Annotated in this window: 15 protein-coding genes and 1 pseudogene; 7 read left to right on the forward strand and 9 right to left on the reverse strand. The window is 53.6% G+C overall.

Going from position 1 to position 15,301, the window contains the following annotated elements:
- Positions 1 to 12 precede the first annotated feature (12 nt).
- Entirely contained in the window at positions 13 to 1,473 is a 1,461-nt protein-coding gene (gene pepD, locus A6U95_RS06035) for a beta-Ala-His dipeptidase (RefSeq protein WP_024528974.1), read from the reverse strand.
- Between the two features lie 336 nt (positions 1,474 to 1,809).
- Between pepD and gpt the strand changes: the two genes are divergently transcribed.
- The 5 genes from gpt to proA all read left to right on the forward strand — a co-directional run bounded on the left by gpt (position 1,810) and on the right by proA (position 6,623).
- Entirely contained in the window at positions 1,810 to 2,268 is a 459-nt protein-coding gene (gene gpt / locus A6U95_RS06040) for a xanthine phosphoribosyltransferase (protein ID WP_021805588.1), read from the forward strand.
- Between the two features lie 167 nt (positions 2,269 to 2,435).
- Positions 2,436 to 3,683, forward strand: a complete 1,248-nt coding sequence (gene frsA, locus A6U95_RS06045) for an esterase FrsA (protein WP_065683848.1) — start codon at positions 2,436 to 2,438, stop codon at positions 3,681 to 3,683.
- A gap of 60 nt (positions 3,684 to 3,743) precedes the next feature.
- Positions 3,744 to 4,145: a sigma factor-binding protein Crl gene (gene crl, locus A6U95_RS06050; protein ID WP_024528972.1), complete on the forward strand. Its 402-nt coding sequence runs from the start codon at positions 3,744 to 3,746 to the stop codon at positions 4,143 to 4,145.
- A gap of 111 nt (positions 4,146 to 4,256) precedes the next feature.
- Positions 4,257 to 5,360 (forward strand): glutamate 5-kinase, encoded by a 1,104-nt coding sequence (gene proB, locus A6U95_RS06055; RefSeq protein ID WP_024483654.1) that lies wholly within the window; start codon positions 4,257 to 4,259, stop codon positions 5,358 to 5,360.
- 9 nt (positions 5,361 to 5,369) lie between these two features.
- Positions 5,370 to 6,623: a glutamate-5-semialdehyde dehydrogenase gene (proA, locus tag A6U95_RS06060; protein WP_037434933.1), complete on the forward strand. Its 1,254-nt coding sequence runs from the start codon at positions 5,370 to 5,372 to the stop codon at positions 6,621 to 6,623.
- Positions 6,624 to 6,710: 87 nt separating this feature from the next.
- Here the strand turns inward: proA and A6U95_RS06065 are convergent, their stop codons facing one another.
- The 3 genes from A6U95_RS06065 to A6U95_RS06075 form a co-directional block, all read right to left on the reverse strand.
- Positions 6,711 to 8,342 carry a class I SAM-dependent methyltransferase gene (locus tag A6U95_RS06065; RefSeq protein WP_065683849.1) on the reverse strand — a complete coding sequence of 544 codons (1,632 nt, stop codon included), beginning with the start codon at positions 8,340 to 8,342 and terminating at the stop codon, positions 6,711 to 6,713.
- Between the two features lie 10 nt (positions 8,343 to 8,352).
- Positions 8,353 to 8,610, reverse strand: coding sequence for a YjhX family toxin (locus A6U95_RS06070; RefSeq protein ID WP_024483657.1), 258 nt, complete (start codon positions 8,608 to 8,610; stop codon positions 8,353 to 8,355).
- 305 nt (positions 8,611 to 8,915) lie between these two features.
- Complete coding sequence (locus tag A6U95_RS06075; RefSeq protein WP_065683850.1) at positions 8,916 to 9,488, reverse strand: DUF1349 domain-containing protein; 573 nt, start codon at positions 9,486 to 9,488, stop codon at positions 8,916 to 8,918.
- A gap of 327 nt (positions 9,489 to 9,815) precedes the next feature.
- Between A6U95_RS06075 and A6U95_RS06080 the strand changes: the two genes are divergently transcribed.
- Positions 9,816 to 10,604, forward strand: coding sequence for a glycoside hydrolase family 16 protein (locus tag A6U95_RS06080; protein WP_065683851.1), 789 nt, complete (start codon positions 9,816 to 9,818; stop codon positions 10,602 to 10,604).
- A 107-nt stretch (positions 10,605 to 10,711) separates the two neighbouring features.
- Here the strand turns inward: A6U95_RS06080 and A6U95_RS06085 are convergent, their stop codons facing one another.
- Complete coding sequence (locus tag A6U95_RS06085) at positions 10,712 to 11,848, reverse strand: HlyD family secretion protein (protein WP_024528966.1); 1,137 nt, start codon at positions 11,846 to 11,848, stop codon at positions 10,712 to 10,714.
- Positions 11,849 to 11,852: 4 nt separating this feature from the next.
- Entirely contained in the window at positions 11,853 to 12,176 is a 324-nt protein-coding gene (locus A6U95_RS06090) for a DUF3302 domain-containing protein (protein ID WP_024528965.1), read from the reverse strand.
- A 410-nt stretch (positions 12,177 to 12,586) separates the two neighbouring features.
- Here A6U95_RS06090 and A6U95_RS06095 point away from each other — a divergent pair, with 410 nt between their 5' ends.
- Complete coding sequence (locus A6U95_RS06095; RefSeq protein WP_065683852.1) at positions 12,587 to 13,480, forward strand: LysR family transcriptional regulator; 894 nt, start codon at positions 12,587 to 12,589, stop codon at positions 13,478 to 13,480.
- A gap of 33 nt (positions 13,481 to 13,513) precedes the next feature.
- Here the strand turns inward: A6U95_RS06095 and A6U95_RS06100 are convergent, their stop codons facing one another.
- The 3 genes and pseudogenes from A6U95_RS06100 to A6U95_RS06105 form a co-directional block, all read right to left on the reverse strand.
- Positions 13,514 to 14,503: an aldo/keto reductase gene (locus tag A6U95_RS06100; RefSeq protein WP_065683853.1), complete on the reverse strand. Its 990-nt coding sequence runs from the start codon at positions 14,501 to 14,503 to the stop codon at positions 13,514 to 13,516.
- Between the two features lie 26 nt (positions 14,504 to 14,529).
- Positions 14,530 to 14,622 (reverse strand): annotated as a pseudogene (locus tag A6U95_RS30590) (aldo/keto reductase); the annotation flags it as partial.
- A 63-nt stretch (positions 14,623 to 14,685) separates the two neighbouring features.
- Entirely contained in the window at positions 14,686 to 15,240 is a 555-nt protein-coding gene (locus A6U95_RS06105) for a phospholipase D family protein (RefSeq protein ID WP_241810630.1), read from the reverse strand.
- Positions 15,241 to 15,301: the final 61 nt, after the last annotated feature.

A 15,301-nucleotide genomic window follows, 5' to 3' on the forward strand; every position in this document is an offset into this window, starting at 1 on the left:
GGGCCCAATAACTTATCCGCGCTCAGGGATCGCTTTCAGCAGGGCGGTCAGCAGCGTCCAGTATTGGCCAACGCTGGCGATATGCACCTGCTCATCCGGCGAGTGAGGCCCGGTGATGGTCGGCCCAATCGACACCATATCCATCTGTGGGTAAGGTTTCTTGAACAAGCCACACTCCAACCCGGCGTGGATCACCATGATGTTTGGCGTCTTGTTGAACAGCTTCTGGTAGGTTTCACGCACCAACTGCATCACAGGAGATTTGGCATCTGGCTGCCAGCCTGGGTAGCCGCCTTTCGGTGCTACTTTGGCGTTGGCCAGTTGGCCTAATGCGGTCAGCATATCCACCACATAGTCTTTACCGCTGTCGAGCAGGGAGCGGATCAGGCAAATGATCTCGGCTTCATGCTCGCTGGTGGTCACCACGCCGACGTTCAGCGAAGTTTCTACCACGCCTTTCACTTCGTCACTCATGCGGATCACGCCGTTAGGGGTACCGTTGAGCAGTGCCACAAAGCGGTTCTGGCTGTCTGCGGTTAGCGCCTGCAAAGCGGTGGTGGCTGGCTCGAGCAGAACGGTAATGTTCTTCTCTTTGGCAGACAGTTCGTTTTGCAGCGTAGCCAGGAACTGCTGGCTCAGGGCTTTCAGCGCATCGGCTTTGGCGGCCGGAACGGCTACTACGGCAGAGGCTTCACGTGGGATGGCATTACGCAGCGTACCGCCGTTCAGCTCCAGCAGGCGCAGGTTCAGCTCTGGTGTGTGGGCAAACAGGAAACGGGCCAGCAGCTTGTTGGCGTTGCCCAGGCCGTGATGGATATCGGCACCGGAGTGGCCGCCTTTCAACCCTTTCAGGGTCAGTTTCAGCGTTTGGTAACCGGCTGGCAGTGCTTCACGTTGCAGTGGCAGGGTGGTGATGAAATCGATCCCCCCGGCGCAGCCCATGTAGATTTCGCCTTCCTCTTCGGAGTCGGTGTTGATCAGGATGTCAGCTTGTAACCAGTTTGGCTGCAGGCCAAAGGCACCGTCCATACCGGCTTCTTCCGTCATGGTCAACAGGACTTCCAGCGGGCCATGCTCTACGCTGTCATCGGCCAGCACCGCCAGCGCAGAGGCCATACCGATACCGTTATCGGCACCCAGCGTAGTACCGCGTGCCTTGATCCATTCGCCGTCGATATAAGGCTGGATCGGGTCTTTGGCGAAATCATGAACCGTATCGTTGTTCTTTTGCGGCACCATATCCAGGTGTGCTTGCAGCGCTACCGGCTTGCGGTTTTCCATACCTTTGGTGGCAGGCTTGCGCAGCAGAATATTGCCAACCTGGTCGCGCTCGGCATGCAGGTTCTTTTCTTTGGCCCAGTCGAGGATGTGCTGCGCTAGCGCTTCTTCATGGTAAGAAGGGTGCGGGATTGAGCAGATTTTGGCAAAAATATCCCACAGCGGCTGTGGCGAAAGTTGAGACAATTCAGACACTATAAGTCTCCTGTGACAGCATTTTCAGCAGGGAGTGAATGCTGTGCGGTTAGGGTGAGTGGCTATCTGTGCTTCAGGCACGTGAGCCTGAGAATATCATTTTATTTGCGGCTGTGCGCGTCCCGTATAACGCTGTTTATCGGCTTGGGTTCCCCGTTTTACGGGCGGTTGCGCAGATAAGCCACGCGGCTCGCCGCAAAGATATTCACAGGAAAAACGCATCAACTCCTCGGTTCAACTGGTATTCGTGGCGCGCAGTCTCTATAATCTCGCGCAACCTTTTTTCCCCCTGAACTACTGAGTAAGCCACATCATTGCTGGCTGGGACACCATTCTATGAGCGAAAAATACGTTGTTACCTGGGATATGTTGCAAATGCAAGCGCGCAAACTGGCTCACCGTCTGCTGCCTGCCGATCAATGGAAAGGCATTATTGCCGTAAGCCGTGGCGGCCTGGTGCCTGCTTCACTGCTGGCACGTGAGTTGAGCATCCGTTATGTGGATACCGTCTGCATCTCCAGCTATGACCATGACAACCAACGCGAAATGAAGGTGCTCAAGCGCGCCGAAGGCGATGGTGAAGGCTTTATCGTCGTTGACGATTTAGTGGATACCGGCGGCACCGCCAAAGCGATCCGCGACATGTACCCGAAAGCCCATTTCGTGACCATCTTCGCCAAGCCTGCTGGCCGCCCGCTGGTTGACGATTACGTGGTTGATATCCCGCAGGACACCTGGATCGAGCAGCCTTGGGATATGGCGGTGACCTTCGTGCCACCGATCGGCGGCCGTTAATCAGCCCCTGCTTCAAACGCCCGGCAATACCGGGCGTTGTTGTTTATGCAGCGGTTTCGTCAAATTCGGTAAATTCCCCGCCTTATACCCCCAGAGTTAGGTACACTAGCACCTAGATATCCCGGCTATTCAAGCCTTGATGTAAGTCTCAGGAGGCTGTTGTTACCATGGCACAGGCCAACCTTTCCGAAGTACTGTTCAAACCTTCATTTAAACATGTCGAAACCTCGACGTTAGTCACCCGTGCCCATCATGCGGTAGGTGCCGATATGCACTCCGCCTTGGAGGGGGACACCTATGGCAACTGGTATCGCATGCTTAACCATCTGCTGTGGACCTGGCGCGGGACCGATCCGTTGGAGATCAGCGAAGTGTTGGCGCGCATTGCGGCCTCCAACGCAGAACATAGCGACGATCACCTGCTGGATACCGTGGTCGGTTACCGAAACGGCAACTGGATCTACGAATGGGTGCGCCAGGGGATGCTGTGGCAGCAGCGGGCATTGGAGCAAAAAGATCCGCTGGTCGGCGGGCAATATTGGCTGAATGCCGCCAATCTATACAGCATTGCCGGTTATCCGCATTTAAAAGGGGATGAGTTGGCTGAACAGGCAGAGGTGCTCTCTAATCGTGCCTATGAAGAAGCCGCACTGCTGTTGCCATACCAGCTTAAAGAGCTGGAGTTCGCCATTGAGGGGGGAAGTTCCATCACCGGCTTCCTGCATATGCCAGATAACGGCCAGGCACCGTACCCAACGGTGCTGATGTGCGGTAGCCTGGATACATTGCAGACCGATTATCACCGCTTGTTCCGTGATTATCTGGCGCCGCATGGTATAGCGATGCTGACCATCGATATGCCGTCCATCGGTTCATCCTATAAGTGGAAGCTGACGCAAGATTCCAGCTTCCTGCATCAGCAGGTGTTGGCTCAACTGCCTTCCGTGCCTTGGGTTGACCATACGCGTGTCAGCGCCTTCGGTTTCCGCTTTGGTGCCAACGTGGCGGTGCGCCTGGCCTATCTGGAGTCGCAGCGTTTGCGCGGCGTAGCCTGCGTAGGGCCGGTGGTGCACAGCCTGCTGTGTGAGTTGAAGTGCCAGGACCACGTGCCGGATATGTATATGGACGTGCTGGCCAGCCGCATGGGCATGGCCAACGCCTCTGACAGCGTGTTGAAAACCGAGCTGAACCGCTATTCCCTGAAAACCCAGGGATTGCTGGGCCGCCGCTGCCCAACGCCGATGCTGGCCGCCTACTGGGATGACGATCCGCTCAGCCCAAAAGAAGAGTCGCAGCTGATCGCGTCTTCTTCACTGAACGGCAAACTGATCGCCATCCCGCGTACGCCGGTTTATCAGAGTTTCCATCAATCCTTACTGCAAATTTGTGATTGGCTAAGAGATAAAATGCGCTAACTGGTTGCTAATTTTTAACAGTTTGTTAAAAAGGGGGGACTACATTGTGGAGGTTGAAAAATGACGCTACCGAGTGGCCACCCTAAAAGCCGACTAATGAAACGCTTTGCCAGCCTGGGCCCTTATCTGCGCGAAGGGCAATGTGAGAACGACCGCTTTTTCTTTGACTGCCTGGCGGTCTGCGTCAACGTCAAGCCCGCGCCGGAAAAACGTGAGTTCTGGGGCTGGTGGATCGAACTGCAGGCCGATAATTCCCGTTTCACCTATAGCTACCACTTTGGTCTGTTTGACAAGGAAGGACGTTGGAACGAAGAAAAGATTAAAGATGCTGAAGTGAAAGAGAAGCTGGAAACCACGTTGCGCGTGTTCCATCGTCGGCTGGGTGAACTGCTGGCCACCATGGAGCTGAAGCTGGAACCCGCCGATGATTTCATCGAGCAGCCGATAAAACTCTCCGCCTAAATCAATTCCCCCGCAAATTTACGCCGAAATCGCGTTGTGCCTGTTGGCATAACGCGTCTCTCCTGTTACAACGTCCTTTGCATTCCTTTTAACTCCAACGGCAGAACTATTATGAACGGCAGCCAGACATTGGTTGTGAAATTGGGCACCAGCGTGTTGACCGGCGGTTCGCTGCGTCTTAACCGTGCCCATATTGTCGAACTGGTGCGCCAATGCGCCCAGCAACATGCAGCGGGTCACCGCATCGTTATTGTTACCTCCGGGGCGATTGCTGCCGGGCGTGAACACCTGGGCTACCCCGAGCTGCCCGCCACCATCGCTTCCAAGCAGTTGCTGGCGGCAGTGGGGCAGAGCCGGCTGATCCAGCTGTGGGAACAGCTGTTCTCGATCTATGGCATTCATATCGGGCAGATGCTGCTGACGCGTGCCGATCTGGAAGACCGCGAGCGCTTCCTCAACGCGCGTGACACCATGACCGCGCTGCTGGATAACCGTATTGTCCCGGTGATTAATGAGAACGATGCGGTTGCCACCGCAGAAATCAAAGTCGGCGACAACGATAACCTGTCTGCACTGGCTGCCATTTTGGCCGGGGCCGATAAACTGCTGCTGCTGACCGATCAGCAGGGCCTGTATACCGCCGACCCGCGTAATAACCCAGAAGCCGAGCTGATCCGTGAAGTGCACGGTGTTGACGATGCGCTGCGTGCCATTGCCGGTGACAGCGTTTCCGGTCTGGGTACTGGCGGCATGGGCACAAAACTCCAGGCGGCTGATGTGGCCTGCCGTGCGGGCATTGATGTGATTATCGCTGCCGGTAGCAAGCCGGGCGTGGTGGCTGATGTGATTGAGGGCAACCCGGTGGGTACCCGCTTCCATGCGCTGGAAACCCCATTGGAGAACCGCAAACGTTGGATCTTCGGTGCGCCGCCTGCGGGCGAGATCACCGTTGACGATGGGGCGGTAGAAGCGATGATGGCCCGTGGCAGTTCACTGCTGCCGAAGGGCATTCGCGATGTTAAAGGTGATTTCTCACGCGGTGAGGTGATCCGCATCCGCAATCTGGCGGGGCGCGATCTGGCTCATGGCGTCAGCCGTTATAACAGCGATGCCATGCGCATGATCGCCGGGCACCACTCGCAGCAAATCAGCGAGATCCTGGGCTATGAATATGGCCCGGTGGCCGTGCATCGCGACGATATGATCGTAAGTTAAGGAGTGAACATGCTCGAGCAGATGGGGAAAGCCGCTAAACAGGCTTCCTGGCAGTTGGCGGTACTGAGCACGGCGAAAAAGAACCAGGTATTGGCGGTAATGGCCGACATGCTGGAGGCTCGCAGCGAAGAAATTCTACAGGCGAATGAGCAGGATATGGCGCAGGCGCGTGCCACCGGGATGAGTGAAGCCCTGTTGGATCGCCTGTTGTTAACCCCAGCGCGTCTGGCGGCGATCGCCAACGATGTGCGCCAGGTCTGCCGCCTGAGCGATCCGGTTGGTCACGTGTTGGACGGCAATCTGCTGGACAGCGGCCTGAAGCTGGAGCGCCGCCGTGTGCCGCTCGGGGTGATTGGCGTGATCTATGAAGCGCGCCCCAACGTCACCATCGACGTCGCCAGTCTGTGCCTGAAAACCGGTAATGCGGTGATCTTGCGCGGCGGTAAAGAAACTCACCACACCAATCAGGCGACGGTGAAAGTGATCCAGCAGGCGCTGGAACAGTGCGGCCTGCCGGCGGCGGCGGTGCAGGCGATTGAAAGCCCGGATCGTGAGTTGGTGAATGAACTGCTGCGAATGGATCGCTATGTCGACATGCTGATCCCACGTGGCGGTGCCGGGCTGCATAAGCTGTGCCGCGAGCAATCGACCATTCCGGTGATCACCGGCGGTATCGGCGTGTGCCATATCTATGTAGACGACAGCGTAGACTACGACAAGGCGCTGACCGTCATCGAAAACGCCAAGATACAGCGGCCAAGCGCCTGCAACTCGGTCGAAACCCTGCTGGTTAACCGCACTATCGCTAACAGCTTCCTGCCCGCGCTGAGCGCGCGTATGGCCGCCGTTGGGGTAACGTTGCACGCCAGCGATAACGCCATGCCGTTGTTGCAGGAAGGGCCAGCGAAGGTGGTTGCAGTGGCCGCAGAAGATTACGATGACGAGTGGCTATCGTTGGATTTGAACGTGACGCTGGTGGACGATATCGATCAGGCCATCGATCATATTCGTACCCACGGCACCAGCCATTCCGATGCCATTCTGACGCGCTCGCTGAGCAACGCCGAGTATTTCGTCCGTGCGGTGGATTCCTCTGCGGTATACGTCAATGCCAGCACCCGCTTTACCGATGGCGGCCAGTTTGGTTTGGGAGCAGAAGTCGCGGTCAGCACTCAGAAACTGCACGCCCGCGGCCCGATGGGGCTGGATGCGCTGACCACCTATAAGTGGATTGGCTACGGCGACGATTTGGTGCGCAGCTAGGTTCAGGTTTAAATGATGCGAAAGGGCGCAGTGAGTAGATACTGCGCCCTTGTTGTTTCTGGCTATTGGCTCACTCGCCGCTTTTGATCATCGAGCCATCAAAGCAAACACCCCCCAGCCAAGGTATTCACGCGTGAACGCCACGTGGCGTTTTGGCGCTGTCGTCAACTGTGTCCGGACTTCCTCCGCCATGTCATCGTCGGGGTTTGCCTCTAACCACCGGCGCATCGTCAACCACATGGCTGCTACGTACCTGTCCCAACCTTCCTGATCTGCCAACACCATTTCTACGACGTCGTATCCGAGCGTGTCGAAAGAGGTGACAAGATCTGCCAGGGGGAGAAAGTCTGAGACGGCATTGGCGCCACACTCTTTGGCGATTTCTTCCGTCGGTGGCAACAGACGCCAGTAAGGTTCACCGATTAGCAGGAGCCCGCCAGGTTTGAGGCTTTTACTCAGCAGCTCGAGAGTCCCGGCGACGCCTCCAGCAATCCAGGTGGCACCGACGCAGGCCGCCACGTCACATTTTTCATCGGCTACGTAACCGGCAGCGTCGTTATGGATAAAATCGACGCGTTCGGTGACACCGAGTTCCTCTGCGCGCAGTTTGGCCTGTTGAGTAAATAACGGGCTCATGTCGATGCCAGTACCGGTAATGCTGTAATCGCGCGCCCAAGTACAGAGCATCTCCCCCGAACCGCTGCCGAGGTCGAGCACTCTCGTGCCGGGAGCCATACGTAATACTGCGCCTAGAGTGGCGTACTTCTCGGGCGTGAACGGGTTATGGATGCGGTGAGCACTTTCGCAGATAGTGAAAATACGTGGGATATCCAATGCAGAATTCCTTTCATTGATTTGTGTAATGTCAGAGGTTGCTGTGATTGCTTTTTCTGCCAGCAGGGCAATCAGTTTTCCTTCGAACGTTTCGCTGACTGGCCATGCTGCACTATCCGGGCCGGGGAGTACGGTGAGGCCGCAATCACCGATCAGGTGGAGATATTCTTCATCGTGCCAGGCCGTCATTTGGTTACCAAAGCGGGTGGCGTTACCATTTTCTTCGATGGCCCAGAACAACGTTGAGCTGGTCTGCGCCGTTTCATCCCAGGCGTGTTCCGTCAATAACAAGTGAGGCCTGACGAGAAACAGTCCTTGCGGACAGCGTTGCCAACTCGGTGCAGCCATGCCCTGACGCTTTACTTCATCAAAGGTATGCACTTCTGCCAGCAGCATGCCTCCTGGAACTAACCACTGTGCGCAACGGCTAAGCAAGGTATGGGCGTCCACCGCGCTGAAGACATTCAGTTCACCAAAGGTCATCATGATGAAATCGAACCGCTTCTCCGGGGAGTACATCCGTACATCCTGTTCGATATATTCAATGTCCAATCCTGCCACCTGTGCCTGCTGACGGGCATAGGCGATAGATGCTGGAGAGAAATCCACGCCGGTACAGTGAAAGCCTTGCTCTGTAAGCATGCGGGTGTAAAAGCCTGGGCCGCAGCCGAGATCGAGAATGCGTGCACCTGCTGGGAGCTGGCTGGTGATCCATGCCACCTGTCGTTCAATGACCGGTAGTTTCCGGCTGGCCCAGTCGTGCTCCTGCGACAAGTGGTTCTCCAGCATGCGTTGGCTAAACGCCGGATCGTTCCAAGGGATTTTGCTTTCATCTGGCGACAGTTTTATGAGGTAGGAGCCAGAAATAATCGTGTTGATGTCCATCACACTCTCCTTAGCGGTTGTCCAACTGGGCGCGAACGTTGTTCAGCCCGCTGGTATTGATGCGGTACGGTTGTCCATTGACGGACTTGATCAGCTTTTTGGTTTTGAGTTTTTTGAATACGGCGAGCGTGCAGTCACTGAGCAGCAGCCCTTCGCGGCTGTAGCATTCAACGGAGGTGACGCGGCCGGATGTATCGCGGACGTGCGCAATACGTCCACCTTTGGCGAGAACGTGTAAGGTACGTTGTTCCTGACGGGATAAATTCATGCTGAAAAACCTGTTAATCATCATGTGCAAAACGTGCAAACACGCAGCGGTGTCCGCATTCGATTTCGGCGCATTGATAATCAGTCCGGCCTGAAAAGGTCGGGAAGCTGATTATCGGATGATTACATTCTCCAGCATCAAAGCCTCGGTATGAGTTGAAAGGGTTTTACGCAACGATGTTAACACATGTTTTTTGTATGGGAATAAGCAGCCACTTAAAAGTGTGATCCTTGATACATCAACGCTAATGTTGTCGGGCGAGAGTGAAGGCGATCCAGCATACTGAATCGCACAGACTCGAACGATTAACTTAGGTCATGTAATGTTTTATCCACCGGCGGAGTTAGCGTGATATTCAGGAAATCCACCGATAACCCGCGACGTTCGGGCGTACAGCACATCACACCGATTTTCGCTGGGCCCTGCGGAAAATAACACAAGCGTAGCAGCGGCCAGTGATGACCCTCCGTTGAGTATTGTAACCGCAGGCTGTTGCCTTTGCGGGTCAAGCGAAGCCAGAACTCACGCGGATCACCCGTAAAGGTGCCGGTTGCCCAGTCTGAGTTCTCCAGCGTCAGCACGCTGCCGATTGCTGGTGCTCCGTCGTTAAACTCAATGCCGGCTTTAAGCCAGTGTTGGTCATCGGTCATGAACATGAGCCCGGCCTGGTCATACAGTGTGGTGAAGTCCGCGCGGACCTTAACCTGAAAAGTGAAGTCTTCACTGACGTCGGTGGCGAAGATGTGCCCTGAAAAACGCTCAAACCCGTACCAGGTTTTTTGCCAGAAGTCGGTTTTGTCATTTGTGACAACGCTTAACTTGCCGTTATCGCACTGCCATTGTTCGGGTTCATTAATCCAGTAAAAGGAATCAAGCATCGGTCCTCCCAGGGCCAAAAAATACACATTTGTCTACAGGAAATCAGTTTATGCTTTTGTTGATACAATGACTTCCCCCCGAACCCCATCGTCTTTCAGCGCTATGATGCGCCAGACCAGCGTCAAAAATGGGGCTGTCGGTATCATTATCGCCTTGGCTGGTGGTTCAAGATTAAATAATTCTGCAAGCAAGGACACAAATATTGATTGAGCGCAGGTAGCGACTCGTTTCAAGTTTGATAGTCTCTGATTGCCCATTGGTTAACCGGCATTTTTAACCAACACATAAATTCTAAAGCAACATTGTTATATTTCAGGTGGATAATAATGAAAATTGCAAGCCAAAAAATCATTGACGGCGAAAGATACCAGCTGGAATTTTATGATGGATTTGATCGCGGTTATCTCGATGAGTCTCATTGGCTTCCCTACTATCTACCGCAGTGGAGTAGCCGGGAGTTATCCTCACCCAGATTCGAGTTTTCTGAAAACGGCTTTTCACTTAATATCGAGCAAGATCAACAGCCCTGGTGCCCAGAGTTTAATGGGGAAGTCAGAGTATCTTCTCTGCAAACCGGTGTTTACTCTGGCCCGGTGGGGTCACTACTTGGCCAGCATCGCTTTTCGCCAGACTGCCGGGTGCGTCAGGCACAGGTGGCTGAGAAAAAATATCTGCCAAAATATGGCTATTTCGAACTGCGAGCCAAATGCCTTATTGCAGCAAACAATGTCGCTGCACTCTGGATGATAGGTTATGAAGATCTCCCCGAGCGGTCTGCGGAGATTTGCCTCTTCGAGCTTAAGGGGAAGAATATCCGTAAAGGCTACTCTCTGATTGGTTATGGGGTTCATCCCTTTGGCGATGCCCGCATTAGGGACGAATTCTATGAGGAGCCTGTTGAGATTGATGTCACTCTATTCAACACTTACGCCATTGCATGGACGGAAAACAAGATTGATTTCTTTATCAATGATCGAAAAGTGAGAACCATCAATCAATCACCCGATTATGAAATGCAGCTGATGTTAAATCTTTATGATCTTGAAAATAACAACGCAGAACATATGCGTTTTTATATCGACTATGTTGCCGGGTTCCGCTGTAACGACTTGTGAAGCCAAGCCCCATCGCCCTGTCCTCAGGGCGTGGTTTGCCTTTGTAGAAACAAGCGCTGCAACAAGGTCCGCTCTTGCTGTCCATTCATCCGCCCGCTTTGTTACGATCAATGATCAAGATAGAGATAGTGCATCCAGCTTGTCATGCGTAACAGCACCTTACGCATCACGGAAACATGGGTAAAGTGGTCGGAATATACCGCCACCTGGGCAAATATCCCGTCTGGCAAGGCATCAACATCCGCATTCGGCTCTAACTCAATCACCGCCAGCACGCCATCGGAGCCGGGTATCATGCTTAATGATTGCAGGGTTCCCTGCGCCTGGTACGTCCCGCTGGGAACGACGGGAAGTATGCTGGTCAGTCTCCCCTGAAATACCTGGCCAGGTAGCGCATTGAAGACGATCTCGGCTTGATCGCCCGATTTCAGGCGTAACAGCGAGTTTTGTCTGAATTGCGCGACGATTTGCCGTTTTTGTTGCGGGATAAACACCATTACCGGGCGCAATGGTAGCGCCGCCGCGTAAGTTCCTGGGCGGATAAGCACCTGGGTTACATAGCCATTACTGGGGGCGCGAACCACGGTTTGGTCGAGGTTGTATTTGGCTTCTGTCAACTGGGCACGTAGGCTGACTATCTGCGACTGTTCTCCGTTGACGACGCTGTTTAGTTGGCTTTTAATCTGTGCCTGTTCAGCCAATGAACTTTTCACCAGCGCATCCTGTGCCAGAAAATTTTGCCTGGCGTTATCAATGTCGCTTTCGGAGAACGGGTTTACCTTGGCCTGGCTTCCTTTAATATAGCGCTGGTAGTCTTTATATAAACGATCGCGTTCGGCAATCACCCCAGAGGTATGGGCGACGGCTTCATCTAATTGCCCCTGAAGCACCTGGATGCTATGGATTGCCGTCATTAAATCGGCCTGTAGCCTATCGACACGTGCCTGATATCGGGTCGGTTCTATTTTAAAAAGCACGTCACCTTTTTTGATAAAGGTATTCTGCTTATCAGTGACCTCACTGACGATGCCAGTCACCTGCGGGGTAATGGGAATGGAAATCACGGCCTTTTGCGCTTGAAAGGTATAGGGGTGGTTATAATTCATTAATAAAATCAGTGCACCTACTAAAACCACACCACCCAATGCTGCGGTGGGGACCGTCCATTTGTTTACCGGGATTTTAAATATTTTGAATATGCCATAGGCCAACGCAACATAGGTAAGAATAATGAGCAAGTCCATGGAGTTACTCCGCAGAAGGTGTTTTGGTTTCGCTGATGCTTTGTTCCAGCTCGGTTATTCTTTGCTCTAAGCGGACAAATGGATCTTGCTGGCCTTGCATGCCCCAACCGCGCTCAGGCCGATACAACGTGGCCCATATCCATAAAAAAGGCCACATCACGTGCAGAGTAAACAAACTGACCCAACCTGCGACATGGATCGCGTCCGCATGCGGATGATTGCGCGATTTTGCAATCAGATAAGGAATGTCATGGAGAATAATGATCCCATAAAAAATGACGAGGAAGACAACAATGAGTACGCCTAACGCAAAGTAGTTTAGGAACATGGTGGCCTCGGCTAAGTAAACTCACCCGACGGATTAGGTAAGTGCGCTATTGGTTGCGCCACCTTGTCTGTTAGGCGTGTATTAGTGGGTTATCATTGACTGTAGTGGATAATGATTTATGAATATTGATATTTTTCATCTACTCTGGCAGTGCCCGCCGAAAATGACATGTCGGTAGATAAAACACCTATGGCAACGCTAAAAGGATGTTTTTTCATATATCGTCTCGGTGGGGAGAGGTCAGTTCATAAAATATAGCACCATCCAAAAAATCTGGCGGTATGAGAACATTTTTGTTGGCGAGTTATCAGCAACCTTTGTCGATAACGGGGCTAAAATGGTAGTGTCTATGAACTAATTTCATAAGTTCTGTCCGAACAGGCAAGGTTTACATCAACCAAGGGATACGCATGCTGAAAGAAAACTTCAATGAGCTACAGGTTTTTCTCGTCGTGGCGAGGGAGAGAAGTTTTACCAAAGCGGCGGGTAAGCTGGGTGTTTCACAGTCTGCACTCAGCCACGCTATAAAGGCGCTGGAGGAGCGTTTAAACCTGCGTCTGCTAACTAGAACCACTCGCAGCGTTGCCCCCACGGAGGCGGGTGAGCGGATCATTGCCTGTCTCGAACCCCGTATTGCAGACCTTGAACAGGAGTTGGAAGCCCTCGTTCAACTGAATGGTTCCGCGTCCGGTAATATTCGGCTTTCGGCGGGCGAACATGCGGTGCGCAGCCTGCTATGGCCAAAGCTAAAGCCGTTTCTACGGCAATACCCGGAAATCAACGTTGAGCTGGTGGTAGATAACGGGTTTATCGATATTGTGGATGGACGTTTCGATGCCGGAGTTCGCCTTGGAGAAAGCGTCGATAAGGACATGGTTGCCGTGAAGATCGGCCCGGATATGCGTATGGTGGTGGTTGGCGCGCCAGCGTATTTCGCCACCAACAGCATTCCGCAGACACCACATGAACTGCAGGATCATCAGTGCATTAATATGCGTTTACCTACCGCAGGCGGTTTATATCACTGGGAGTTTGAGAAAGCAGGTAAACCGCTGCGCGTCAGGGTTGAGGGCCAACTGACGCTGAACTTGTTGTCGGAGAGAATCGACGCGGTGCTGTCAGGGTTTGGCCTTGCCTGTGTGCCAGAGGATATGGTCCAGGGTTTGGTCAAGTCAGGAGAGCTTGTTCAGGTGCTGCAAGAGTGGTGCCCCTCTTTCCCGGGTTACTATCTCTATTACCCAAGTAGAAAGCAGCATCCTCCCGCGTTTGCTCTATTGATTGATGCATTGCGCTGGGGTGATTAAATGGCTTGCAGGCAACCGCAAGCCAGAGAAACCTTAACGACCCACGCGTGCCTGTAAGGCGGCCGGATAACGTTCACCCACGATTTTCACCTTCTCCAGCGCTTGAGTAATCTTGAGCAAATCATTCTGGGACAGAATGAGATCTGCGGCCCCCAGATTCTCTTCCAGCCGATGCAGTTTGGTTGTCCCTGGGATGGGCACAATCCACGGTTTTTGTGCCAGTAGCCAGGCCAGAGCAATTTGCGCTGACGTCACGCCTTTCTCTGTGGCAAGTATTGTCAGCAGGCTGACTAACTGCTCATTCGCTTCCAGCGCCTCTGCGGCAAAACGCGGCACCTTGCTGCGGAAATCATCTTCACCGAATGTCGTGCCGGCTTTGATAGCTCCGGTCAAAAAGCCTTTGCCCAATGGGCTGAATGGCACGAATCCAATCCCTAACTCTTCTAGCACCGGCAGGATTTCCTGCTCAGGTTGACGCCACCACATTGAGTATTCACTCTGTAGGGCGGTAACCGGCTGTATCGCATGAGCGCGCCGAATGGTTTGCACGCCAGCCTCTGACAGGCCGAAGTGTTTGACCTTACCTTCAGCAATCAGATCCTTCACGGTGCCCGCAACGTCTTCAATGGGGACATCGGGATCGACTCGGTGTTGATACAGCAGATCGATCACGTCGGTTTTAAGCCTGTGTAGTGAGCCTTCCACTGCCTGGCGGATATGCTCTGGTCGGCTGTTTAAAATCTGCTGTTTGTTATCATCACCAAAGGTAAAGCCAAATTTAGTGGCGATAACGACCCGATCGCGCAAGGGTTTTAAGGCTTCGCCGACCACTTCTTCATTCAGATACGGGCCATACACTTCGGCGGTATCGAACAAGGTCACGCCACGCTCAACGGCTGCGCGGATAAGTTCAACGGCCTGACGGGTATCCGTTGCCGGGCCATAGCCGAAGCTCAACCCCATACAGCCCAGGCCCAGCGCTGACACTTCCAGCCCGGATTTACCGAGATAACGTGTTTGCATTCGGGAATTTCTCCAATTTTATGTCGTTAAACGTCGAGTTTGCGGCCGGTCAGCCGTTCCACCATGGCCGGATCGCGATGCGAGAAGAAAGCACTGGTCGCGCTTGCAGATGAACTTATGTTAGCGGGTAAAAGCAGGGAGATAATCACGGATAATAGGATAGGCACTATGAGTAGAATTCATCAATGTGGCCGTTTCGTGGTTCCAAGCCTCACCTTGTAAGGGAGGCCCAAATCCCAGCGGCTTTGCCAGTGTGCGATGAACTGCCTGGTAACGTCGGGCATATGGCGCAGTACCACCACGTTTTCGCTATTTAGTGTCTCAGCTGAGGGAGCATAGTTAAACGAGCCGGTTTCCACCGTCTTGCCATCGACAATAATCGTCTTGTCGTGCTGAATATGATAATGCCCATCGATGCGCATCTGTATGCCGTGAGTGGCCGCGAAGTTAATCGCGGTCTGGCTGGTTTTGCCCTGATTCCGGCGTTTGTCGACTACCACGCGCACCTCCACTCCCCGATTGTGCGCCGCTACCAGCGCCTGGGTGATATCGGGTGCCTGGAAAGAATAACCTATCATTTGGATGGACCGATGTGCGTGGCCGATAATGTTCAGCACCAACGCCCGCGCCGAGCCCTCCGGCGAAAACCCCACCTGCACGTTAGGAGCCGCATTGGCAGCGGCAGGCAAGGCGACGGCAGCGATCAGCACTAGCTGATTTATCAGGTTTTTAAACAATTCTGTGCTCCAAGGTGAACGCGGTAGGAATAACAAAGCAGCAGGCACTGGGCCAGGTTCG

Origin of the sequence: Serratia sp. 14-2641 (genome assembly GCF_001692375.1) — a bacterium.
In the GTDB taxonomy this organism is placed as follows: Bacteria; Pseudomonadota; Gammaproteobacteria; order Enterobacterales; family Enterobacteriaceae; genus Chania; species Chania fonticola_C.